Raw genomic sequence first — 23030 nt, forward strand, 5'->3', positions numbered from 1 at the left:
TGCCGACAGAGCCGAGTCCCGTACGCTCGGGCGCGTGAGCAGCGGCCCGATCCAGAACACCTCGCTGGTGCCCGGCGGGGTCATCGGCGACGGCCGCTACCGGCTGCTCGCGTCCTCCGGTGTCGACCAGCGCTGCGACGCCGAGCTGTGGCGGGCGCGCGACGGCCAGCTCAACCGGGACGTCGCCCTGACGATCCTGGTCGGCGACCCGGCCGACCAGCAGGCGCTGGCGCGGGCCAAGCGGACCGCCGAGCGGGCGACGCACGCGGCCAGCTTCACCCACCCGGGTGTCTCCCGGGTCATCGACGTCCTGACGCCGGGCACCGGCGTGAAGCTCGACGAGGGCATCCTCGGCATCGTCGTGGCCGAGTGGACCCAGGGCACCGACCTGATGGACCTCATCGCCGAGGGACCCCTGCCCGCGGGCGCGGCGACCCGCCTGCTGGAGCCGCTGGGCGCGGCCATCGAGGGCGCCCACCACGCGGGCCTCGTGCTGGGCGCGGACCACCCGCAGCGCATCCGGGTGACCTCGGACGGCCGGCTGCGGCTGGCGTTCCCCGGTCCGCGCCCGGAAGCCATCGCGCGGGACGACGTCAAGGGCCTGGGCGCGATCCTGTACCTGCTGCTCACCGGCCGGTGGGCGCTGCCCGGCGGCCCGGACGGCGTGCCCGTCGCCCCCACCGGCCCGGACGGGTCGGTCGTGGCGCCCAGCACCTTGCACCCGTACGTGCCGCACGAGCTGTCGTCGGTGGCGGTGCGGTCCCTGGAGGACACCAGCGTGGGCGGCATCCGCACGTCCGCCGCGATCCTCCAGGTGCTGGACCAGATCGCCCAGTCCGAGGCGCAGACCGCGCTGATCCAGCCGGTGCACGCCGAGGACGACGGCGCGGTGTGGACCACCCAGCGCCCGCCGCGCGGCCGGGACCACAAGCGGAAGCTGTGGATCAGCGTGGCCGTGCTGGCGGTGGCGACGCTCGCGGTCATCGTGTGGCTGGGCGTGCAGATCGTGAGCTTCTTCAGCGACGAGCCGACCAAGGGCAGCGGCCCGACGGTGGTGATCGGCCAGACCACCCCGGCGGCGTCCGGCCAACCCGCACCGCCCGCGCCGGCGCCGGCCGGTCCCGTCCAGCCGGCGTCGATCGGCGTGTACGACGTGACCAACCAGCCGGACAACGCCAACCGCGCCAACCGGGCCGTGGACAACAACCCGACCACGGTCTGGCAGACCGAGAACTACTTCCAGCCGTTCCCGACCCTCAAGCCCGGCATCGGGCTCATGGCGTCCTTCGCCGAACCGGTGAAGCTGGCGTCGGTCACGATCACCTCGCCCAGCGAGGGCACGGTCGTCGAGATCCGGGTCGCCGCGTCCGAGGGCGCGCCGCTGGAGGAGACCAAGGTCATCGCGACGGCCACCCTGTCCGCCGGGCAGACCCAGATTCAGCTCGGCGAGCACGAGGCCACCCAGCACGTGCTGGTGTGGGTGACCAAGCTGGCCGGCGGCGGCCGGAACCACAAGTCCGAGATCGCCGAGGTCGTCTACACGCGCGCCCAGTAACGCGAGGCCGCCGTCGGCTTGTCGCGCCGACTTTCCCGCCGATCACGTTCTTCGATCGGTGGGAAAGTCGGCGCGATGAGCCGACCCGCCCGGGCGGCCGAGCCGCCGCGACGGAGTCGCGGCAATCCAACACTGCGCTGAACGGGTGATCGAACCGCCACTCGCCAGGGCCGATACGCTTCACCGCGTGACCGCCGCAGCCAGCTCGGACGCAGACCTCATCGCGGCGCACGCCGCGGGTGACCCCCATGCCTTCTCGGAGCTCGTCAGACGGCACCGGGACCGCATGTGGGCCGTCGCGCTGCGCACGCTGCGCGATCCCGAAGAGGCGGCCGACGCGTTGCAGGAGGCGTTCATCTCCGCCTTCCGCGCCGCCGCGAGCTTCCGCGCCGAGTCGCAGGTCACGACATGGCTGCACCGAATAGTGGTGAACGCCTGCCTCGACCGGATGCGCAGGCGGCAGACCCGTCCGACCGTGCCGCTGCCCGAGGCCGGACCCGGCGAGCCGGTGGCGCCCCGGGACGCGATGTCCGAGCGGGAGACCCGGCTGGTCGTGCAGGCGGCGCTGAACGAGCTGCCGGAGGAGCAGCGCGCGCCCATCGTGCTGGTCGACGTGGAGGGGTACTCCGTCGCGGAAACGGCCCAGCTGCTGGGGATCGCCGAGGGCACGGTGAAGTCGCGGTGTGCCCGCGGTCGCGCGAAGCTGGCCAAAGTTCTCGGGCACCTCCGGAACCAGAGTGCAGATGCGAACGTCCCAGTGACCGATGTGCAGGTGCAACAGGGACGTCAGTTGGAGGAACGATGACCGGCAATGTGCGGCGTTCAGGGCCGCCGTGGTCCGTCGACCTGCTGGCTGACCTGCACGCGGGCGTCCTGGACCCGCAGACCGAGGCGGAGCTGCGGGCGGCCGTGGCGCACGACCCGGAGGCGCAGGACGTCCTCGCCGCGCTCGACGCGACCGTCGCCGACCTGCGCGACCTGCCCTCGATCCCCATGCCGCGCGCCGTCGCGGACCGCATCGACGCGGCCCTGGCCGAGGAGTTCCGGCGGGCGGGGGCGTCCCCCGCGCAGGCGCCGGCCCCGGTGGTCGACCTCGCCGCCCGCCGGCGGAAGAAGCAGCTCGGGTGGGGCGCCGGTCTCCTGGCCGCGGCGGCCGTCGCGGTCGGCGTGGTGGTCGTCACCACCCAGGGCACCCCGGCGTCCAACCCCGGCGGCAACGTGGCCCAGCCCACGTCGAACGCGAACACCCCGGCCACCCAGCGCCCGCTCGCGGTGAAGGGCAACGACTTCGGCCCGGTCTTCGGCGACGTCCTCAAGGCGCAGAACTACGGCCCCCTGGAGAACCAGGAGAAGCTGGCCGGGTGCCTCCAGGGCGCGAACATCGCCAGCTCGAAGCCCCTGGGCGTCAGCCCGATCACCTTGGACGACAAGGACGCCGTGATGGCGATCCTGCCGGGCGGCAAGCCGGGCGCGTTCAAGATCGTCGTGCTGGACCCGGACACGTGCGGCCCGGACAACCCCAACGGTGTGCTGGCCACCAGCCAGATCACGCCGTAGCCGAGTAGTCCACCTCACCCGACAGACCAGGAATTGCGGGACCCTACGATCCGTTGAGCAGAAGTGCAGGCCCACAGCCTGTCACGACAAACGGAGGTCGAGGGTGTCGGACGTTCGGAACCTGATCGTCGTGGGATCGGGGCCCGCCGGGTACACCGCGGCGGTCTACGCGGCGCGCGCGCAGCTCGAACCGCTGGTGTTCGAGGGCTCGCAGTACGGCGGCGCGCTGATGACCACGACCGAAGTCGAGAACTACCCCGGCTTCCGCGACGGGATCATGGGTCCCGACCTGATGGAGCAGATGCGCGAGCAGGCCAAGCGGTTCGGCGCCGAGCTGCGCGCCGAGGACGTGGAGCACCTGGAGCTGGAGGGCGACGTCAAGCACGTCACCGCCAACGGTGTGCGCTACGCGGCCAAGGCCGTCATCCTCGCGATGGGCGCGGCGGCGCGCTACCTGCACATCCCCGGCGAGCAGGAGCTGCTCGGCCGCGGTGTGTCGGCGTGCGCGACCTGCGACGGCTTCTTCTTCCGCGACCAGGACATCGCGGTGGTCGGCGGTGGCGACTCGGCGATGGAGGAGGCCACCTTCCTCACCCGCTTCGCGAAGTCGGTGACGATCATCCACCGCCGCGAGGAGTTCCGCGCGTCGAAGATCATGCTGGAGCGCGCCCGCGCCAACGAGAAGATCAAGTGGCTGCTCAACGCCGAGGCCGTCGAGGTCGTCGGCGAGGGCGGCACGATGTCCGGTCTCAAGGTGCGGGACACCCGGACGGGTGAGATCAGCGAGCACCCGTACACCGGGTTCTTCCTCGCGATCGGCCACGACCCGCGCAGCGACCTCGTCCGCGGCCAGGTGGACGTGGACGACGAGGGCTACGTGCAGGTCAAGGGCCAGAGCACCTACACGAACCTGGACGGCGTCTTCGCCGCCGGCGACCTGGTCGACCACACCTACCGCCAGGCGATCACCGCCGCGGGGTCCGGCTGCTCCGCCGCGATCGACGCCGAGCGCTGGCTGGCCGAGCACGGCGAGTCCGACGCGCACCTGACGCCCGAGTTCGTGGGCGGCGGCTACGGCGACTCCGCCAACTGACTTCCCGACCGCACATCTGAAGCGTTTCCCCCGCCAAAGAGGAGAGAAAATGGCAGGCGCCACCGTCGCTGTGACCAGCGACAGCTTCACCGAGAACGTGCTTCAGAGCGACAAGCCCGTCCTCGTCGACTTCTGGGCGACCTGGTGCGGCCCGTGCAAGATGGTCGCCCCGGTGCTGGAGGAGATCGCCGCGGAGCACGCCGACAAGATCACCGTCGCGAAGCTGGACATCGACGCCAACCCGTCGATCGCCCGCGACTACCAGATCATGTCCGTGCCGACCATGATCCTCTTCCAGGGTGGCCGCCCGGTGAAGCAGATCGTCGGCGCCAAGCCCAAGGCCGCGCTGCTCAACGACCTCTCCGACGTCCTCTGACGCAACCCCGAGCGTGACCCGTCCGTCTTCCGGTAAGGCGGGCGGGTCACGCTTTTGTGGGCGGGTAACCACTCCGAGTAGCCCAGCGAGGAGCATCCGCTCGAGCAAGGCACAATAGGGCGTCAACCTCAGCGTCGGCACCCGTCGACGCCTTAGTGAACGAGGGGTACATGCTGCTACTCCGCCGCGGGGATTTCGGCCCGGACGTCGCCGAGGTGAGGGCCACGCTGACCCGGCTCGGCCTCCTGTCCGATCCGCAGCCGTCTCAGGTGTTCGACCTGCCGGTCGAGCACGCCGTGCGCGCGTTCCAGCAGCAACGGGGTCTGATCACCGACGGCGTCGTCGGCCCCGCCACCTACCGAGCACTGCGCGACGCGACCTTCCGCCTCGGCGACCGCCCGCTGGCGTACCTGATGTCCCAGCCGGTGACCGGCGACGACGTGTTCGCCCTCCAGGAGCGGCTGCTGGAACTGGGCTACGACGCCGGCCGGCCCAACGGCGAGTTCGGGCAGCAGACCGAGCAGGCGCTGCGCAGCTTCCAGCGCGACTACGGCCTGATCGTGGACGGCATGTGCGGCCCGGACACCGTCCGCGCGCTGCGCCAGCTCCAGCCGAAGGTCCGCGGCGGCCGACCGGTGTTCCTCCGCGAGCAGGAACGCGTCCGCAAGGCCGGCCCGAGGCTGTCCGGCAAGCGCATCATCATCGACCCGGGCCACGGCGGCACGGACCGAGGTGTCGAGGTCAACGGCGTGTCCGAGGCCGACGTCATGCTGGACCTGGCCAGGCTGCTGGAAGGCAAGATGGCCGCCACCGGCATGGAAGCCCTGCTCACCCGCGGCCCGCACAACAACCCGGACGAGAGCGAGCGCGCACGCTTCGCCAACGAGGCCGGCGCCGACCTGATCCTGTCGCTGCACAGCGACGGCAACTCGTCCCCCCTGGCCAACGGTGTGGCGAGCTTCCACTACGGCACGGGCAACGGCACGTCGTCCACGGTCGGCGAGGCCCTGGCGGGCTTCATCCAGCGCGAACTGGTGGCCCGCACGGGCATGCTGGACTGCGGCACCCACCCCAAGACGTGGGACATGCTCCGGATGACCAAGTGCACCGCGGTCCGCGTGGAGGTCGGCTACCTGACCAACGACCAGGACCGCGCCCGCCTGGCCACCCCGGCGTTCCGCGACGTGGTCGCCGAGGGCATCTTGGTGGCGGTGAAACGCCTGTACCTGCTCGGTAAGGACGACCAGCCCACCGGCACCTTCACCCTGGACGACCTCATGCGCCACGAACTGGCCACCGGCCAGCGCTCGGCGGGCTGACCCCCGCGTCGACGTCGACAAGCGCCGTTCTTCGTCCATACTTGACGAGAACGGCGCTGTGACGACAGCGCGGACGACGCCAGGAGAGGTTCGCCGTGCTCATCCGGTTCGAGGTGGCGAACTTCCGCTCGATCCTGGAGCCGGTCGAACTGTCGATGGTCGCCGTCGACCAGGACCGCGAGGAAGCCCGACCCGCACCGAACATCGGCGAGAGCCTGCTCCCGGTCGCGGCGGTGTTCGGGCCGAACGCGTCCGGCAAGTCCAACCTCGTCGCCGCGCTGGCCTGGCTGCGGACGGCGGTGCGGGACTCGCTGCGCTTCTGGGACGAGCGGATCCCGGTAGAGCCCTTCGCGTTCACCGAGGGGCGTGCCCGAGCCTCGGAGTTCACCCTGGAGTCGATCATCTCGGGTGTGCGCTTCGAGTACGTGGTGGAGTTGGACGAGCACGCCGTCCGCTACGAGGCCCTGTTCCACTACCCCGAGAAGAAGCGCCGCCGGGTGTTCGAGCGGGAAGGCACCGCGCTCAAGCTCCAGCGGGGACTCGGGAGCCTCTCCGGCACCCGGGAATTGCTGACCCCCCGGACGCTGGCGCTGTCCATCGCACGCCGCTTCGACGAACCGCTGATCACCGACTTCACCCGCGCCCTGATCGACGTCCAGACCGTCTGGCCGAGGCGGTTCGGGCAGTCCCGGGCGTCCGGGAAGTCCACCTCCCGCCTGTTCGAGGACTTGGCGGATCGCGATCAGGCGCCGCTTCCGGGCTTCGAGGGGATCAACCCGGCCGACCGCGATCGCGAGCAGGCGTTGGCCCTGCTGCGGATGGCGGATCTCGGCATCGACGACGTGGTGGTCGACCGGTCACAGGGCGAACGGAGAGTGCGCATGGTCCACCGCACTCGGGACGAACGGGTGGCGTTCGACCTCGACCAGGAGTCCGAGGGAACCCGCACCTGGTTCCAGCTCATCGGGCCGGTGCTCACCGCGTTCGAGCACGGGTCCCTGCTCCTGTTCGACGAACTGGACGCGAGCCTGCACCCGACGTTGTCGGCACAGCTGATCCGCCTCTTCCAAGACCCGGTCACCAATCCCCGCGGCGCCCAGCTGATCTTCACCTCGCACGACACCAGCCTCCTCAACCACCTCAACCGCGACGAGGTGTGGCTGACCGAGAAGACCGACGGCGCCACCAGGCTGGGAGCCCTGGCGGACTTCGCCGGCGAAAGGGTGCGGCGGTCGCAGAACCTGGAAAAGGCCTACCTGCACGGCAGGTTCGGCGCACTACCCGATGTCGACCGCACGGAGGTCCTCCGAGCCCTGGGACTGATCGGCTGACGATGGCACGACGCACCACCGGCAAGGATCTCCGCCGCAGAACGGGCACCCGGCCGGAACGCAGGACGATCCTGATCTTCTGTGAGGGGGTCGCTTCCGAACCGGACTACATCAACGGTCTCAAGCGCCTGCCGGAGGTTCGGGGCAACACGGCGATCAGCATCGAGGTCGATCCCCACCCCGGTGTGCCGTTCCGGCTGGTCACCGCGGCGATCGAGCGAGCAGCGGATCCGGAGATCGACGAATGCTGGTGCGTGTTCGACGTCGAATACCCACAGCGACATCCTCGACTTGGTGAGGCCATCAGCCTCGCGACGAAGCACGGCATCCGTGTGGCGGTCTCGAACCCGTGTTTCGAGTTGTGGCTCATCCTCCACTTCGAGAACCAGACCGCACATCTGAGCACGGATCAAGCCGAGCGGCGTAGCCGACAGCTCGATGGCCGGTCCGGCAAACACATCGAGGCCGACCTGTACATGCCACGTCGGCACGAGGCAGCGCGAAGGGCAGCGGCGTTGGCTGAGCGGCATGCCCGGAACGGGGTGAGCTCACCGGATGACAACCCGTCGTCCACGATCTACGAGCTGCTCGCGGCGATCGAGCGCCCGCCGGGCTAGAAGAGCAGCAGCAGGTAGAGGCTCACCAGGACCACGCAGGCGAAGGTGTGCGCCACCGGGTTGCGGCTGAGGATGGCCACGAACTCCCGCAGGAAGGCGCTGGGCAGGAAGTAGAACGCCGTCCGCGACCCGATGACGCCCATCTTCAGCCGCAGCCGTCGAGCCGTGACCGCCGTGCGGAACACGTGGTAGTTGTTCGTGACCGCCACCGTCCGCCCGGTGTGCCCGAGCGAATCCAGGACTGCCCTGCTGTTGCGCAGGTTCTCCTCCGTCGTGGTGGCCTGGTCCTCCAGCACGACCGCCTCCTCCGGCACCCCGGCCACCACCAGCCACCGCTGCATGGCCAGAGCCTCCGACACAGCCTCGTCGGCCCCCTGACCACCGGAAACGACGATCACCGGCGACCCACCCGCCGCCACCTCCCGCCGGTACAGCCGCACAGCCCGGTCCAGGCGTGACGCCAGCAAAGGCGGCACGCGGTCGCCGTGCAGGCCCGCGCCGAGGACGACCACCGCGTCGAACCCCGTCCGGCGGCCGGTCTTGCCGTAGAGCACCGAGTACAGCAGCAGGCTGACGAACAGGAACGCCAGGTACGCCGACACGACCACCAGCGAGCCGACCACGGCCTGCACCCACGTCCGCGGGTCGTCCAGGGCCAGCAGGAAGATCACCACCAGGGTGACGATCGCCAGCCCGGCGAGCAGGGACAGCAGGTTCGCCAGGCTGCGCCCCTCGCGCCGGACCATGAGCAGCCCGTTCACGATCAGCGCGACCGGCAGCACCAGCCCGCAGCCCAGCACGGCCACCGCGAGCGCCCACCCGAGCAGGTCGTCCAGCCACCACGGCAGGTCGTCCTTGGTCAGCAGCCACAGCAGGCCCGCGACCAGCGTCAACCCCAACCACACGGCGTTGGCGACCCGCCGGCGGTCGCGCCGCACCCCCAGGACGAAGAACAGCGCCGACACCAGGCCGAAGATCGCGAACACCACGGGGTGGAACCTAGCCGCCGCAGGTCACTCCGGCATCTCCCACGGGATGCCCGACAGCGTCCGCCCGGTCTCCAGCAGCGACTTGAGGTTCGACAGCACCGCCGCCCAGCCGGCCGCGGCCTGGGCGCGCTCGGCGTCGTCGGCGAGGTTCTCGTGGGTGACGGTGAGCCGCACGATGCCCTGGTAGGGCTGGACGAGGAAGGTGACGGTCGACCACCCCTCCGGGGCCTGCGGGTCCCGCCACGTGGTCACCAGGCGGTGCGGCGGGTCGCTCTCGAGCACCTCGCCCACCACGTCGTCGACGTCGGAGTCCACGCGGCGGTGCGCCCACGTCGAGCCGACCTGCCAGTCCGACACGTTCCGGTGGCCCCAGTACCGGGCGGTGATGTCCGGGTCGGTGAGCGCCTCCCACACCTTCTCGGGCGTGCTCTCGATGTACGTCACGTACACGAAGTCGGGTTTCATCGCGTTCTCCGCTCGTCGTTTGACCTCGGCGAGCACCCGCAGCCGGGGGCGCTCGAACTTGTCGATCCACCGTTCCTGGATCTCGTGCAGCGGCACCGGGTTGAGGTAGTGCAGCTTCTCCCGGCCCCGGCGGACCGTGGCGACCAGGTTCGCGGCCTCCAGCACGGCCAGGTGCTGGGTGGCGGACTGGCGGGTCATGCCCACCCGCGCGCACAGCTCGCCCAGGGTCTGGCCGTTCTCCTCGTGCAGCCGGTCCAGCAGGTAGCGCCGGGTCGGGTCGGCGAGGGCCTTGAAGACCTTGTCCACCCCGTAAACGTTATGCAGGCAAAAACCTGCATGTCAATGCGCACGGGAGAAACCGCAGGTCAAAGCCAGAAATCAGACCGGGCGGAAGCTCGGCTCGGCCGTCGACACGGTCACGGAGCTCAGCAGCCGCTCCAGTGCCGCCTCCACGTCTTCCTTCCACGACGACGCGCTGCGCAGCTCCAGCCGCAGCCGGGGCCAGCGCGGGTGGGGGCGCACGGTCTTGAAGCCGACGCTGGTCAGGAAGTCGGCGGGCGTCACGCACGTCCGCTCGTCGTCGATGGGCTGGGCGTCGCCGAAGGCCTCGATCGCCTTCACGCCGCGGCGGGTCAGGTCCTTCGCCACGGTCTGCACCAGCACGCGCCCGAGCCCGCCGCCGCGGAACTCCGGCAGCACCTCCAGGCCCGTCATCAGCACGGCGTCCGGGCTGGCGGGGGAGGTGGGGAAGGCCAGCGACCGCGGCACGGCGGCCGGCGGCGCGTAGAACACCGATCCGGCGGGAATCCCGTCGGCGTAGATGATCCGACCGCACGAGCCCCACTCGAGCAGGACGCTGGAGACCCAGGCCTCCTTCTCGAACTCGGTGTCGCCGAACTCCTCGGCCTGCTCCTTCAGGTGGGGTGCCAACTCCCAGAACACGCAGGTCCGGCTGTGCTTGGAGAGGTGCTCCAGGTTGTCCAGAGTGACGCCCACGACGCGTCGCGACACCCCGACCTCCCAACCCCCGAATGCATCCCCCTCGAGGATAGGCGGATGTGACCCCCACCCGGAAGGCTCATGCCCCGAACGGGACGGCCGTTACACTCAGCCGGGAACGAACCCGCCGGTAACCACTACTACCTCGGAGTTCCCCGTGAACCTACCCGGACAGCCCCCGAAGCAGGGCGCCAGAAGCCTCGATCCCCACCTGCGCCGGTACGCGGCGCGCACGGCGGGGATGACGGCATCGGAGATCCGGGCGCTGTTCGCGGTGGCAAGCCGGCCCGAGGTGGTGTCCCTGGCGGGGGGGATGCCGCACCTGGCGGCACTGCCCCTCGATTCGCTGTCGGCCGAGGTCGCCGACGTGGTCGCCACGGACGGCCTGGTCGCGCTCCAGTACGGCTCGGCCCAGGGCATCCCGGAGCTGCGCGAGCAGATCTGCGACGTCATGGCCCTGGAGGGCATCAACGCCCACCCGGACGACGTCGTGGTCACCGTCGGCTCCCAGATGGGCCTGGACATGGTGACCCGGATCTTCTGCGACCCGGGTGACGTCGTGCTGGCCGAAGGCCCGTCGTACGTGGGCGCGCTCGGCTCGTTCTCCGCCTACCAGGCCAACGTCGTGCACGTGGCGATGGACGCCGACGGCCTGGTGCCCGAGGCGCTGCGCGAGGCCATCGCCGCCGTCGCCCGGACCGGGCAGCGGGTCAAGTTCCTCTACACGATCCCGAACTTCCACAACCCGGCCGGCGTGACGCTCGCCGTCGGGCGGCGCGCCGAGGTGCTGGAGATCTGCCGCGAGCACGGCATCCTCGTGGTCGAGGACAACCCGTACGGGCTGCTCGGCTTCGACGGCACGACCTACCCGGCGCTGCGGTCCACCGACCCGGACAACGTGGTCTACCTGGGCTCCTTCTCCAAGACCTTCGCCGCCGGCCTGCGCGTGGGCTGGGTGCTCGCGCCGCACGCTGTGCGCGAGAAGCTCGTGCTGGCGGCCGAGTCGGCCACGCTGTGCCCGCCCACGTTCAACCAACTCGTCGTGTCGCGGTACTTGTCGACGCACGACTGGAAGGGCCAGATCAAGACCTACCGCGAGGCCTACCGGGAGCGGCGCGACGCGGCCATCGAGGCGCTGGAGCAGCACATGCCGGTTGGTTCCACGTGGAACAAGCCCAACGGCGGCTTCTACGTGTGGCTGACCGTGCCCGAGGGCATCGACACCAAGGCCATGCTGCCGCGCGCGATCACCCAGCGGGTGGCGTACGCGTCCGGCACCGGGTTCTACGCGGACGGGCTGGGCAGCAGGCAGCTGCGCATCTCGTACTGCTACCCGACGCCCGACCGCATCCGCGAGGGCGTGCGCCGGCTGGCCAACGTGATCAAGGACGAGCTGGAGCTGCACGAGACGTTCGGGCCGTCGACGCCCCGCCACCTCTCGGGTCCGCAGACACCCTCGCCCGACACCGCCTGATCGAGGAGAAGAGTTGTCCGACCACTGGGTCGCAGTGCTGTCCGGGGGCCTGTCGCACGAGCGGGAGGTGTCCCTGCGATCCGGTCGCAGGCTGTCCGCCGCGCTGCGTTCGGCCGGTCTCGTCGTGGAGGAGTGGGACGCCGACGCGCAGCTCCTCACGAAGTTGCGCGAGCACCGGCCGGACGCCGTCGTGGTGGCCCTGCACGGCGGTGAGGGCGAGAACGGGTCGGTGCAGACCGTCCTGGAGATGATGGGCGTGCCGTTCGTGGGCACGGACTCGCGGGCGTGCCGCCGGGCGTGGGACAAGCCGACCGCGAAGGCGGAGCTGGCCCGTGCGGGCCTGGCGACGCCGGAGTGGACCGTGCTGCCGCACGCGACCTTCCGCGAGCTGGGCGCGCAGCCCGTGCTGGACGCGATGGTGGACCGGCTCGGCCTGCCGCTGATGCTCAAGCCCGACCAGGGTGGTTCGGCGCTGGGCGCGCAGGTGGTGCGCGAGGCGGCCGAGCTGCCCGCCGCGATGGTGGGGTGCCTGGCGTACGGGGACACCGTGCTCGCGGAGCGGTACGTGGAGGGCGTCGAGGTGGCCGTGGCGGTCGTGGACGGGCCGGACGGCCCCCGCGCCCTGCCGCCGGTGGAGATCGTGCCGGAGAACGGCGTCTACGACTACACCGCGCGCTACACGGCCGGCCTGACCGACTTCCACGCGCCGGCCCGGCTGGACGAGAAGTCGGCGCAGGCGGTCGGCGAGCTCGCTGTGGCCGCGCACCAGCTGTTGGGCCTGCGGGACGTGTCGCGGACCGACGCCATCGTGGCGCCGGACGGGACCGTGTACTTCCTCGAGGTGAACGTGTCGCCGGGCCTGACCGAGACCTCGCTGCTGCCGATGGCGGTGGAGGCGGCCGGCCAGTCGTTGGGCGAGATCTACGCGGGTTTGATCGAGCGCGCGGTAGCCCGCTGACCCACCTTCGAACACTGATTGCGGCCCGTATCCTTTCGGATGCGGGCCGCAATCGTCACCGTGACATAAGGCCCGTGGGTGATCACACGTCCGTCGAACGTGTCCGATTTGTCGCTTCCGGCGCCATGAGGGTGATGATCCGTTCGAGGTCGTCCACCGACCCGAACTCGACCACGATCCGGCCCTTCCGCTGACCCAGTTCGACCTTCACGCGGGTGTCGAAGTTGTCCGACAGCCGCTCCGCCAGCTCCTGCAACCCCGGCGCCTGGATCGGCTTGCGCCGCGCCTGCTTCGCCTTCGCGGGCTCGGCCGACTTGGCGAGGGTCACCGCCTCCTCGGTCGCGCGGACCGACATGCCCTCGGCCACGATCCGGGTCGCCAGCTCCTCCTGCGCGCCCGGGTCGTCCAGACCGAGCAGCGCCCGCGCGTGCCCGGCCGACAGGACACCGGCCGCCACCCGCCGCTGCACGGGGAGGGGCAGCTTGAGCAACCGGATCGTGTTGGTCACCACCGGTCGGCTGCGGCCGATGCGGTCCGCCAGCTCCTCGTGGGTGACGCCGAACTCCTCCAGCAGCTGCTGGTAGGCCGCCGCCTCTTCCAACGGGTTGAGCTGGACGCGGTGGATGTTCTCCAGCAGCGCGTCCCGCAGCATCACGTCGTCGGCGGTCTGCCGAACGATCGCCGGAATGGTCTTCAACCCCGCCAGCTGGGTCGCGCGCCACCGGCGCTCGCCCATCACCAGCTCGTAGGAGTCCTCGCCGATCGCCCGCACCACGATCGGCTGCATGAGGCCGAACTCGCGGATCGAGTGCTCCAGCTCGCGCAGCGCGTCCTCGTCGAAGACCTGCCGCGGCTGCTTCGGGTTCGTGCGGATGGAGGTGACCGGCAGCTCCTGGTACACCGCCCCCGCCACCTCGCCCGACGCCGACGCGGTGGGGGAGGGCGCAGGGGTGGCGCCGTTCGGCACGGCCCGGATCGGGGTCGGCGCACCCACCGGGGGTCCGCTCGGGATCAGGGCCGCGAGCCCGCGGCCGAGTCCACCCTTGCGCTGCTCCGTCATGCCGACTCCATCTCCGCGCCGCGCTCGGCGATCTCCCTCGCTGCGTCCAGGTAGCTCATCGCGCCCCGTGAGCCGGGATCGTAGGTGAGCACCGTCTGACCGAATCCTGGTGCCTCGGAGACCTTCACGCTGCGCGGGATCACCGTTTTGAGGACCGTGTCGCCGAAGTGGCCGCGCACCTCGCTGGTCACCTGGTCGGCCAGCTTGGTGCGGCCGTCGTACATGGTGAGCAGGATGGTGGACACGGTCAGCGTCGGGTTGAGGTGCGCCTGGACCAGTTCGATGTTGCGCAGCAGCTGCCCCAGACCCTCCAGCGCGTAGTACTCGCACTGGATCGGGATGAGGACCTCCTGCGCGGCGACCATCGCGTTGACGGTCAGCAGGCCGAGCGACGGCGGACAGTCGATGAACACGTAGTCCGGGCGGAGCGGGTCCAGCGCCTCGGGGCTCAGCGCCTCCTTCAGGCGGGACTCGCGGGCCACCATCGAGACCAGTTCGATCTCCGCGCCGGCGAGGTCGATCGTCGCCGGGACGCAGTAGAGGTTGGGGGACTGGTTGCTGACCTGAGCGGCCTCGGCGACGGACATCTCGCCGATCAGCACCTCGTAGACCGACGGCGTGCCGGAGCGGTGCTCGACGGCCAGGGCGGTGCTCGCGTTGCCCTGCGGGTCGAGGTCGATCACGAGGACCTTGAGCCCGTGGATGGCGAGCGCGGCGGCCAGGTTCACCGTGCTCGTGGTCTTGCCGACGCCGCCCTTCTGGTTCGCCACGGTGAGGACGCGGCGGTGGGTCGGCGGGGGGAGCTGGAGGGAGTCGGGGTGGAGGACGCGCGTGGCGCGTGCCGCCTCTTCCGCGATCGGGGTCCACACGGTGCTGTCTCCTGCGTTGTCGCTCACGGTCGGCTCGGTCGGGGCGGGGCGCAGGACCTCGCCCGCACCCACTGCGCCCTGGTCTGTTTCACGTGAAACACCGGCCGCTTGGAACACCGGTTGCAGGGGGTCGGGGTACACGGTCACCGATCCTTCCGTGGTCTGGTAGCGGCCTTCACCGGGCGGCGCGCCCCGGCCCGGCGGCTCGTCTCGTCGCGCTCCACCAGCACGACGGTCGTGGGCACTTCGAGGACATCGGCGCCGCAGACGGTCACGGAGGGCCGGACACCACCGGCCCGCCGCACCGCCTCGGCGTCACGTTCGATCTCTTCCGCGGCGCTCTCACCCTTGAGCGCCACCAGTCGGCCACCGGGCCGCAGCAGGGGCAGGCACCAGCGGGCGAGGCGTTCCAGCGGTGCGACGGCGCGGGCCGTCACGGCGTCGCTGCCGGACAGCCGCTCCCGCACCGGCCCCTCCTCGGCTCGTCCGCGCACCACGTCCACGTCGAGCCCGAGCGCCTCCACGACCTCGGTCAGCCACGCCACCCGACGAGCCATCGGTTCGAGGAGCGTCAGGTCGAGGTCCGGTCGCGCGATCGCCAGGGGAATGCCCGGCAGGCCCGCACCAGAGCCTACGTCCACGACGCGGCTGCCGGCGGGGAAGAGTTCCGCCACGACCGCCGAGTTGAGGACGTGCCGCTCCCACAGCCGGTCGACTTCGCGCGGCCCGATGAGCCCGCGTTCGACGCCCTGCTCCGCGAGCAGTTCCGTGAAGGCGACCGCCTTGGGGTAGTGGTCACCGAAGACCCGCTTCGCGCGGTCTTCCAACTCTCCGGCCATGTCTCCGTCGTTTCACGTGAAACCACACGGCGGGTGTCGAGCCGGGTGGGTGATGGGGGCTTCCGCGAGGGCGTCCCGCGCCCCGCAACTGTGCCGACGCCCACTATGACGGATCACCCCGGCGACACGCCAAATCGACGTGACCAGAACGACCGTGTTTCACGTGAAACGAGCAATCCGGCCGTCCTCCGGACGCTTCCGGAACATCTCCAGCCCGACATCGACCGACTCGACGTGGTCGAGCGAGGGCAACTCGGAGAGCGGGAACCACTCCGCCCGGTCGGTCGAGCCACCCACTTCGAACGTCAACTCGCCGCCGACGACCTCCGCCTCGTAGAGGATGCGGATGCGGTGGTAGTCCACCTCGACGCCCTCCCGGTCGAGCGGACCGTGCACGCTCTGGATGCCGAGCAGCCGCCGCACCTCCGCCTTGTACCCGGTCTCCTCGAACACCTCGCGGATGACGGCGTCGTACGGATCTTCACCGTGGTCCACCCCGCCGCCGGGCAGGATCCACATCGGCCGCTCCGGCCCCAGCCACCGCGACAGGAGGATCTGGTCGTCCCGGACGATGACGGCGTACGCGGCGACGCGGAGCTTCCGGATGATCTCAGTCATGACCGGACCGTTTCACGTGAAACACGACGAGGGGAAGAGCTTTCGATGTACCCGATCCGCCCCGGCCGCCTCAGCACGTCCGGCCACCCCGAGGGCGTCGCCGAGGTCGAGCGCTGGACCGAGGCGGGCGTCGACATCGTGGTGTGCGCCCTGACCGACGACGAGATCGCCGAACTCGGCCTGGAGGACGCGCCCGAGGCGGCCCGCGACCACCGCCGCCTCCCGATCCCGGACTTCGGCGTGCCGGCGGACCTCGACGACGACCTCCACCGCCTGGCCGCCGACCTCCGCGCGGGCCGCCACGTCCTGGTCCACTGCTGGGGCGGCATCGGTCGCTCGTCCCTCCTCGCCGCCGCGCTCCTCGTCCTCGACGGAGCCGACCCGGCCGGCGCCTGGCAGGCGATCGCCGAGGCGCGCGGGCGGGACGTCCCGGAGACCGACGAGCAACGCGCGTGGCTCGACGCGTTCGCCGCGCGCCACTTCTGGGACGCCCAGGCCGAGTCGTTCGACGACGAACCCGACCACGGGCTGCGCGACCCGTCGACCCGGCGGGCGTGGGCGGACCTCCTGCTGCCCTTCATCCCCGAGCGGTCGACCGTCGCGGACCTCGGTTGCGGGACGGGCAGTCTGAGCGTCCTCCTGGCCGAGGCGGGCCACGACGTCCACGGGCTCGACTTCTCCCAGCGGATGGTCGAGCGGGCGACGGCCAAGGGGAGTGGTGCGGTCTTCACGCGAGGGGACGCGGCCCTCCCGCCCTACGCCGAGGCGTCGATGGACGTGGTGCTCGCGCGGCACGTGCTGTGGGCACTGCCCGATCCCGCCGTCGCCCTCGCCCGCTGGGTTCGTCTGCTCAAGCCGGGCGGACGACTCGTCCTCGTCGAGGGCCGCTGGCACACCGGCGCGGGCCTCACGGCGGCCGAGACCCAGGCACTCGTCCGGCAGCACCGCGCCGACGTGGAGGTCCGCCGGCTCGACGACCCGCTCCTGTGGGGCGGCCCGATCACCGACGAGCGGTACCTGGTGGTCGCATAGAAAAAGCGGCCCTCGGTTTCACGTGAAACCGAGGGCCGCTCCGGCAGCTCCACTCAGGGCTTGGGCAGCACCACGACCCGGCGCTGCGGCTCCTCGCCCTCGCTCTCGCTGTGCACGCCCGCCACGGCGGCGACGGCGTCGTGCACGACCTTGCGCTCGAACGGCGTCATCGGGTGCAGCCGCACCTTCTCGCCCGACGCGGCCACCTTCTCCGCCGTCGACCGGCCCAGCTCGGCCAGCTCGGCCCGACGGTTCGCGCGCCAGCCCGCGATGTCCAGCATGAGCCGGCTGCGGACGCCGGTCTCCTGCTGCACCGCGAGCCGGGTCAGCTCCTGCAACGACTCCAGCACCGTCCCGCGCGGGCCGACCAGCTTCTCCAGGTCGTCACCGCCGTCGATGCTGACGATCGCCCGCCCGGCCTCGACGTCGAGGTCGATGTCACCGTCGTAGTCGAGCAGGTCGAGCAGCCGCTCCAGGTAGTCGCCCGCGATGTCGCCCTCTTGGACGAGCAGGTCCTCCGAACTCCCCGACCGCGTCGGCGGGGCCTCGTCGGCCTCCGGCGCCGCGTCCACGTCGGTCGCCTGCAACGTCTCCGACACGATGTCTCCTCTCCAGGGTCAACGACGCTTCTTGTTGCCCTGCTTCTTGCCAGGGGATCGGTCTGGGCTCAGACCGGGGATCTCGGTGGACGGCTTGCCGTTGCCGGCCTGCTCGTCCGAGGGGGGCGTGTCCTGCACCTTCTTGGCCGGCGCGGCGGCGGGCTTGGCGCCCGGCTTCGGCTTCGCACCCGGCCGCGGCGCGAGCGCCTGGCGCTTCTCGACGACCGCTTCCTTCTTCGCGGCTTCCTCGCGGTCGATGCGGTGGTACACGACGTACTGCTGGCCGAGGGTCCACCCGTTGTTGCTCAGCCAGTACAGCAGGATCGCGATGGGGAAGAAGAGGCCACCGACCAGCACGCCCAGCGGGAAGATGTACAGGGTCAGCTTGTTCATGATCGCGGTCTGCGGGTTCTCGGCGGCGGCCTGCGTCTGGCGGGCCACCGAGTGCCGCGCGGTGAAGTGCGTGGCGATCGACGCGACGATCATCAGCGGGATGGCGACGTAGAGCACGGACGTGCGCTCGGTGGCGAACTGCTCCAGCTCGTTGGCCGGCATCGTGATGAAGGTCGACAGGTTGACGCCGAACAGCTTGGCGTTGACGAACGAGTCGACACCCTGCGCGTCGAAGAAGTAGACCTCGCCCCAGCCGGGCTTGAACGAGCGCAGCACGTGGAACAGACCGATGAACACCGGGATCTGCACCAGCATCGGCAGGCAGCCGCCGAGCGGGTTGACCCCGTGCTCGGACTGGAGCTTCTGCATCTCCTGGGCCTGGCGCTGCTTGTCGTTCGGGAACTTCTTCTTGATCTTCTGGATCTCGGGGGCGAACTCCTGCATCTTCCGCATGGAGCGCACCTGGCCGACGAACGGCTTGAACAGCAGGGCGCGGAGCGTGAAGACGAGGAACACCACGGCCAGCGCCCACGCGAACCCGCTCGACTCGCCGAAGACGTGTCCGAACACCCAGTGCCAACACCACAGGATGAAGGACACCGGGTAGTAGATGAAGTTGAGCACTTGCTACTCCTCGGCAGAAACGTCGGGGACCGTGGTTCGCCTCGGCGGAACGGGGTCCAGGCCACCAGGGTGCCAGGGTCCGCAGCGCAGCAGGCGGCGCAGGGCCAACCAGGAGCCGCGCAGCGGGCCGTGGACGGTCAGCGCTTCCACCGCGTACGTGCTGCAACTGGGGTGGAAACGGCAGGTCGGGGGCAACGCGGGGGAGATGAACCGCCGGTAGAAGTGGATCGGCAGCAGCAGTGCCCGCGTCACGGGGCTCACTCGGGGAGTGCTCATCGCAGCAACCTGCGCAGCGCCGAGTCGAGGTCGGCGGCCAGGTCGGCGCTGCTCGCCGTCGCCGCCGGGGCCAACGCCCGCACGACCAGCGACGAGCCCGGGGGGAGGCCGGGCAGCCGGTCCCGCACGACGTGGCGGAGCCTGCGGCTCACCCGGTGCCGGACCACGGAGTTGCCCACGGCCTTGCTCACGACGAAGCCCACCTTGGACTGCACGTCCGAGGTGGGCTGCGCCGACGAAGGTCCGGCCGTGGCGTCGTCCGCCGCGACCGGGGTTGCCGCTGTGGTCGGCACGAGGGCGTGCACGACCAGCCGGGGCCGGCCGGCCCGGCGGCCTCGGCGGACCACCAGGCCGAAGTCCTGGCTGCGGGTCAGCCGGTTGGCCGCGGGAAGCACGGCGCTGCGGCGATCAGGCGGAGAGCTGCTTGCGGCCCTTGCTGCGGCGCGCGGCCAGGATGGCGCGACCGGCACGGGTGCGCATACGCAGCCGGAAGCCGTGCGTCTTCGCGCGGCGGCGGTTGTTGGGCTGGAAAGTGCGCTTACCCTTGCTCACGGTCGGACTCCCGATGCTTAACGTCTGTGGTGGTCCCCGGCCGTCCATAGGGCGCGCGAAGAGCACGCCTCGCAAGCGGAGACCGGTCCAGGGTACGCGTCCCCGGGGGCGGGACCCAAATCGGGGTCCCGCCAGGCACGGCGGCCGGCCACGGTGCGCGACCCACCGGGCACGTAAAACGCTTGCGACGACCGACGTCTTGTGGCAGAGCCCGCACCTTGTTAGCGTGCTGCCTTCGCGGGATGCCGAGGCCGACGCAACGTCGCCGGGGACCGCATCGGTGTCGGGAGAGCAACGGGGGGAACCGCTGCACTCCGACGCGCGTTCGTGCACAGTTGTGGATAACTCTGTGGATGCCTCTATTCTTCGTGTCCACGTCGTGGAAGTCCCCCGGGGCTGACCGCGGGGGGAGTCACACCGAGGGGAGGGGAGCGCGGAGGTGTCCGACCACCAGGCCGATCTGGGTCTCGTGTGGGAACAGGTCGTGCAGGAGCTGGCCGCCAGCACGCTGTCACCGCAGCAACGCGCCTGGATGCGCGTGACCCGTCCCATCGGCCTGCTCGACGGCACCGCGCTGCTGGCCGCGCCGTCCGAGTTCGCCAAGGAAGCCATCGAGCGGGCGCTGCGCGACCCGATCACCGCCGCCCTGTCCCGCCGCCTCGGCCGGGCCGTGTCGCTGGCGGTGAAGGTCGACTCGCCGGAGCCCGTCAACGGTCCGCCCACCACGCCCATCCCCGTGCCCGTACCCCCGAACGGGGTACCCACCAACGGGGTGGTGACGGCGGACCTGCCGCCCGTCCCCGGGGCCGGGGTCCTCGTCGGCGACGAGGCGGAGACCGACGAAGAGGTCGACGAGGAGGGCGACGCCCTCGCCACCGTGACCGAGATCTGGCCGACCTTCGGCGGTGGAGGCGGTGCGCCGAGCGGGATGCCGTTCACCCGGCCCGCGAACCCGGCGTCCTCGCAGACCCGGCTCAACGAGAAGTACAACTTCGACACCTTCGTGATCGGCGCGTCCAACCGCTTCGCCCACGCGGCGGCGGTCGCGGTCGCCGAAGCGCCGGCGCGCGCGTACAACCCGCTGTTCATCTGGGGCGAGTCGGGTCTGGGCAAGACCCACCTGCTGCACGCCGTGGGCCACTACGCCCAGCGGCTGTTCCCCGGGATGCGCGTGCGGTACGTGTCCACGGAGGAGTTCACCAACGACTTCATCAACTCCCTGCGCGACGACCGCAAGGTCGCCTTCCAGCGCCGCTACCGGGACATCGACGTGCTCCTGGTCGACGACATCCAGTTCCTGGAGGGCAAGGAAGGCACGCAGGAGGAGTTCTTCCACACGTTCAACACGCTGCACAACTCGAACAAGCAGATCGTGGTGTCCTCCGACCGACCGCCCAAGCGGCTGGAGACGCTGGAGGACCGGCTGCGGACGCGGTTCGAGTGGGGCCTGATCACGGACATCCAGCCGCCCGAGCTGGAGACCCGGATCGCGATCCTGCGCAAGAAGGCGGCCCAGGACAGGCTGGCCGCGCCCGCCGAGGTGCTGGAGTTCATCGCGGCCAGGATCGAGCGCAACATCCGCGAGCTCGAGGGCGCCCTGATCCGGGTGACGGCGTTCGCCTCGCTCAACCGCCAGCCGGTGGACGTGCAGCTCGCCGAGATAGTGCTCCGCGACCTCATCCCCGACTCGCACGCACCGGAGATCACCGCACCGACGATCATGGCGGTGACGGCGGAGTTCTTCGGCGTGACGATCGACGACCTGTGCGGGCCGGGCAAGACCAAGGTGCTGGCACAGGCCCGGCAGATCTCCATGTACCTGTGCCGCGAGCTGACCGACCTGTCCCTGCCGAAGATCGGCCAGACGTTCGGCGGTCGCGACCACACGACGGTCATGCACGCGGACAAGAAGATCCGCAAGGAGATGGCCGAGCGGCGGCGGGTGTACGAACAGGTCCAGGAACTGACGTCCCGCATTAAGCAACGAGCCCGCCACACCCCCTGACCCGACCTTCCGGCAGGCGGGGCGCGCACGGCGCCCCGCTCCTCCCTGCGGCACACCTCTCTCGAGCGCGGGACGCAAACGCTTGCGCGCACCCGCTCGGGTCGCATTCGCCCGGCAGCGCGCAGCTGACTCGACGCCGCTGACTCGACGCGCTGACCAGCGCAGTCTCAGCTCGGACCTGCGCGGATTCAGCGTGGACTCGGCCTCCGGCCCCCGGTCACCATTGTCCCAGAGGGGTACGACAATCCGGCCGGTCCTCACTCACGCCCGCCGCACCTGTCGAACCTCACCACCACTGCGCACCCTGGCCACCCGTGCGCCTGCCGCGCCCCGCCCCTCGCCCGCCACCGCGCACCCGCACGACCCTCGCCCGCCACCGCGCACCCGCCACCGCGCACCCGCACGACACTCGCGCCCGCCGCCACCGCGCCACCGCACCCCTCGGCCTTCGCCCTGCCGCCTGCGCCCTGCCGCCTGCGCCCTGCCGCCTGCGCCCGCCCGCCGCCGCGCACCCGTCCGCCGACCCCGCGAGTGCTCCACCGACCCCGCACGAGTGCTCCACCGACCCACCACCGCGCGCCTTCCCGCCGGCGCAACCTGCCGCCGAACCGCACAGCCCGCCGCACACCCCGGCCGGAGAGGAAGGTCGGCCCGCCCTCTGATCCCACCGCGCCGCCGCCGCACCGACCACCCGACCCCGCCGCCCGACCCGCACTTCGTCAACCGCACCCGACCTCCATCACCCGACCGCCGGGGCCACCGCGCCACTCGGCCGCAGCGCCGCCCCGAACGGCGCCATCCCGGTCCACACCGCCAGCCAAGCCCGCCCGATCCGCGCCCGCCCGATCCGCGCCCGCCCGATCCGCGCCCGCCCGATCCGCGCCGCCCACCAAATCCGCCCGATCAGCGCCGCCCCGCCAAGCCCGGCCGCCCAGGCGCCGCCGCCCGCCGAGCCCGCCCGCGCCTACCGCTGAGCCCACTCACCCCGCCTGCCGGAGCCGACTGCCCGCCGGAGCCCACCGCCCCGCCCGCCGGAGCCCACCGCCCGCCCGAGCCCACCGCCCCCGTCATCCATCCCATCCGCCTTCCGGGCGGCCCGGCGGCCGGTCGCCGTGGCGAGGTCTGCTCGGTGTGCCCCCATCGGCGGGAGGTGGGGTCGCGGAGAGGGCGGGGAAGGAGGTGGGCTCGCCGGCGGAGGGGGAGGGCGGTCGGAGTTTGGGCGTCCCCGGGGGTCGGGTCGGTGTGGCGCGGGCTCGGGTGGGGTGGCGGGGTCGGGGGGCGGGCGCACCCGGGTGCGGGGTGGGCGGCCCCGGGGGCGGTGGGGTGGGTGCGCCCGGGGGTGGGAGTGGTGCGGGTGGGTGGCGGGGCGCGGTTCGTGGGGTGGGTGCGAGGTGGGTGCGGGGGCGCGTGGCGGGGGTTGTCAGGGGTGG

Annotated in this window: 24 protein-coding genes; 12 read left to right on the top strand and 12 right to left on the bottom strand. The window is 71.2% G+C overall.

Going from position 1 to position 23030, the window contains the following annotated elements; genetic code table 11:
• Nucleotides 1–34: 34 nt before the first annotated feature.
• The 8 genes from WBN91_RS02640 (at nt 35) to WBN91_RS02675 (ending at nt 7848) form a co-directional block, all read left to right on the top strand.
• Nucleotides 35–1555 (top strand): protein kinase family protein, encoded by a 1521-nt coding sequence (locus WBN91_RS02640; protein WP_337725705.1) that lies wholly within the window; start codon nt 35–37, stop codon nt 1553–1555.
• A gap of 187 nt (nt 1556–1742) precedes the next feature.
• Complete coding sequence (sigM, locus tag WBN91_RS02645; RefSeq protein WP_121223950.1) at nt 1743–2360, top strand: RNA polymerase sigma factor SigM; 618 nt, start codon at nt 1743–1745, stop codon at nt 2358–2360.
• Nucleotides 2357–3112, top strand: coding sequence for an anti-sigma factor family protein (locus tag WBN91_RS02650; RefSeq protein WP_337728608.1), 756 nt, complete (start codon nt 2357–2359; stop codon nt 3110–3112). Before sigM ends, WBN91_RS02650 begins: the two co-directional genes overlap by 4 nt.
• 103 nt (nt 3113–3215) lie before the next feature.
• Complete coding sequence (gene trxB / locus WBN91_RS02655; RefSeq protein WP_337728607.1) at nt 3216–4205, top strand: thioredoxin-disulfide reductase; 990 nt, start codon at nt 3216–3218, stop codon at nt 4203–4205.
• A gap of 49 nt (nt 4206–4254) precedes the next feature.
• Nucleotides 4255–4581 (top strand): thioredoxin, encoded by a 327-nt coding sequence (gene trxA, locus WBN91_RS02660; RefSeq protein ID WP_121223944.1) that lies wholly within the window; start codon nt 4255–4257, stop codon nt 4579–4581.
• 170 nt (nt 4582–4751) lie between these two features.
• Complete coding sequence (locus WBN91_RS02665) at nt 4752–5900, top strand: N-acetylmuramoyl-L-alanine amidase (RefSeq protein ID WP_337728606.1); 1149 nt, start codon at nt 4752–4754, stop codon at nt 5898–5900.
• A gap of 95 nt (nt 5901–5995) precedes the next feature.
• Nucleotides 5996–7231 carry an AAA family ATPase gene (locus WBN91_RS02670; RefSeq protein WP_337728605.1) on the top strand — a complete coding sequence of 412 codons (1236 nt, stop codon included), beginning with the start codon at nt 5996–5998 and terminating at the stop codon, nt 7229–7231.
• A 2-nt stretch (nt 7232–7233) separates the two neighbouring features.
• On the top strand, nt 7234–7848 hold the full coding sequence (locus tag WBN91_RS02675) for an RloB family protein (protein WP_337728604.1): 615 nt from the start codon (nt 7234–7236) through the stop codon (nt 7846–7848).
• Here WBN91_RS02675 and WBN91_RS02680 read toward each other — a convergent pair.
• The 3 genes from WBN91_RS02680 to WBN91_RS02690 form a co-directional block, all read right to left on the bottom strand.
• The gene (locus tag WBN91_RS02680) at nt 7845–8837 is read right to left on the bottom strand and encodes a YdcF family protein (RefSeq protein WP_337728603.1); all 993 of its coding nucleotides are present in this window, start codon (nt 8835–8837) and stop codon (nt 7845–7847) included. The genes WBN91_RS02675 and WBN91_RS02680 overlap by 4 nt on opposite strands.
• Nucleotides 8838–8861: 24 nt before the next feature.
• Nucleotides 8862–9608 carry an ArsR/SmtB family transcription factor gene (locus WBN91_RS02685; protein WP_337728602.1) on the bottom strand — a complete coding sequence of 249 codons (747 nt, stop codon included), beginning with the start codon at nt 9606–9608 and terminating at the stop codon, nt 8862–8864.
• 72 nt (nt 9609–9680) lie between these two features.
• On the bottom strand, nt 9681–10313 hold the full coding sequence (locus WBN91_RS02690; protein ID WP_337728601.1) for a GNAT family N-acetyltransferase: 633 nt from the start codon (nt 10311–10313) through the stop codon (nt 9681–9683).
• A 145-nt stretch (nt 10314–10458) separates the two neighbouring features.
• On the opposite strand from WBN91_RS02690, the gene WBN91_RS02695 reads away from it, so the two are divergent.
• The gene (locus WBN91_RS02695) at nt 10459–11775 is read left to right on the top strand and encodes an aminotransferase-like domain-containing protein (RefSeq protein ID WP_337728600.1); all 1317 of its coding nucleotides are present in this window, start codon (nt 10459–10461) and stop codon (nt 11773–11775) included.
• Nucleotides 11776–11788: 13 nt separating this feature from the next.
• On the top strand, nt 11789–12733 hold the full coding sequence (locus WBN91_RS02700; protein WP_337728599.1) for a D-alanine--D-alanine ligase family protein: 945 nt from the start codon (nt 11789–11791) through the stop codon (nt 12731–12733).
• Between the two features lie 82 nt (nt 12734–12815).
• Here WBN91_RS02700 and WBN91_RS02705 read toward each other — a convergent pair whose 3' ends face one another.
• From WBN91_RS02705 to WBN91_RS02720, 4 genes are all read right to left on the bottom strand, one after another.
• Nucleotides 12816–13793, bottom strand: coding sequence for a ParB/RepB/Spo0J family partition protein (locus WBN91_RS02705; protein WP_337728598.1), 978 nt, complete (start codon nt 13791–13793; stop codon nt 12816–12818).
• Nucleotides 13790–14689: a ParA family protein gene (locus WBN91_RS02710; RefSeq protein ID WP_337728609.1), complete on the bottom strand. Its 900-nt coding sequence runs from the start codon at nt 14687–14689 to the stop codon at nt 13790–13792. Before WBN91_RS02710 ends, WBN91_RS02705 begins: the two co-directional genes overlap by 4 nt.
• A gap of 116 nt (nt 14690–14805) precedes the next feature.
• Nucleotides 14806–15501 carry a 16S rRNA (guanine(527)-N(7))-methyltransferase RsmG gene (gene rsmG / locus WBN91_RS02715; RefSeq protein ID WP_337728597.1) on the bottom strand — a complete coding sequence of 232 codons (696 nt, stop codon included), beginning with the start codon at nt 15499–15501 and terminating at the stop codon, nt 14806–14808.
• A 159-nt stretch (nt 15502–15660) separates the two neighbouring features.
• On the bottom strand, nt 15661–16119 hold the full coding sequence (locus WBN91_RS02720) for an NUDIX hydrolase (RefSeq protein ID WP_337728596.1): 459 nt from the start codon (nt 16117–16119) through the stop codon (nt 15661–15663).
• A 45-nt stretch (nt 16120–16164) separates the two neighbouring features.
• Between WBN91_RS02720 and WBN91_RS02725 the strand changes: the two genes are divergently transcribed.
• Nucleotides 16165–17151 (top strand): methyltransferase domain-containing protein, encoded by a 987-nt coding sequence (locus WBN91_RS02725; RefSeq protein WP_337728595.1) that lies wholly within the window; start codon nt 16165–16167, stop codon nt 17149–17151.
• A gap of 53 nt (nt 17152–17204) precedes the next feature.
• Here WBN91_RS02725 and WBN91_RS02730 read toward each other — a convergent pair whose 3' ends face one another.
• The 5 genes from WBN91_RS02730 to rpmH are packed head-to-tail and all read right to left on the bottom strand — an operon-like array spanning nt 17205 to nt 19595.
• Entirely contained in the window at nt 17205–17750 is a 546-nt protein-coding gene (locus WBN91_RS02730) for a Jag family protein (protein ID WP_337722412.1), read from the bottom strand.
• An 18-nt stretch (nt 17751–17768) separates the two neighbouring features.
• Nucleotides 17769–18767, bottom strand: a complete 999-nt coding sequence (gene yidC / locus WBN91_RS02735; protein WP_337722413.1) for a membrane protein insertase YidC — start codon at nt 18765–18767, stop codon at nt 17769–17771.
• A 3-nt stretch (nt 18768–18770) separates the two neighbouring features.
• Nucleotides 18771–19043, bottom strand: coding sequence for a membrane protein insertion efficiency factor YidD (gene yidD, locus WBN91_RS02740; protein WP_337722414.1), 273 nt, complete (start codon nt 19041–19043; stop codon nt 18771–18773).
• The gene (gene rnpA, locus WBN91_RS02745; protein ID WP_337722415.1) at nt 19040–19438 is read right to left on the bottom strand and encodes a ribonuclease P protein component; all 399 of its coding nucleotides are present in this window, start codon (nt 19436–19438) and stop codon (nt 19040–19042) included. Before rnpA ends, yidD begins: the two co-directional genes overlap by 4 nt.
• 13 nt (nt 19439–19451) lie before the next feature.
• On the bottom strand, nt 19452–19595 hold the full coding sequence (gene rpmH, locus WBN91_RS02750) for a 50S ribosomal protein L34 (protein WP_033428178.1): 144 nt from the start codon (nt 19593–19595) through the stop codon (nt 19452–19454).
• Nucleotides 19596–20034: 439 nt separating this feature from the next.
• Here rpmH and dnaA point away from each other — a divergent pair, with 439 nt between their 5' ends.
• Nucleotides 20035–21600 carry a chromosomal replication initiator protein DnaA gene (gene dnaA, locus WBN91_RS02755; protein ID WP_337722416.1) on the top strand — a complete coding sequence of 522 codons (1566 nt, stop codon included), beginning with the start codon at nt 20035–20037 and terminating at the stop codon, nt 21598–21600.
• The last annotated feature ends 1430 nt before the right edge of the window (nt 21601–23030 follow it).

The sequence above is a fragment of the Saccharothrix sp. CCNWYY140 genome (assembly GCF_037401995.1).
Lineage (GTDB): Bacteria > Actinomycetota > Actinomycetes > Mycobacteriales > Pseudonocardiaceae > Actinosynnema.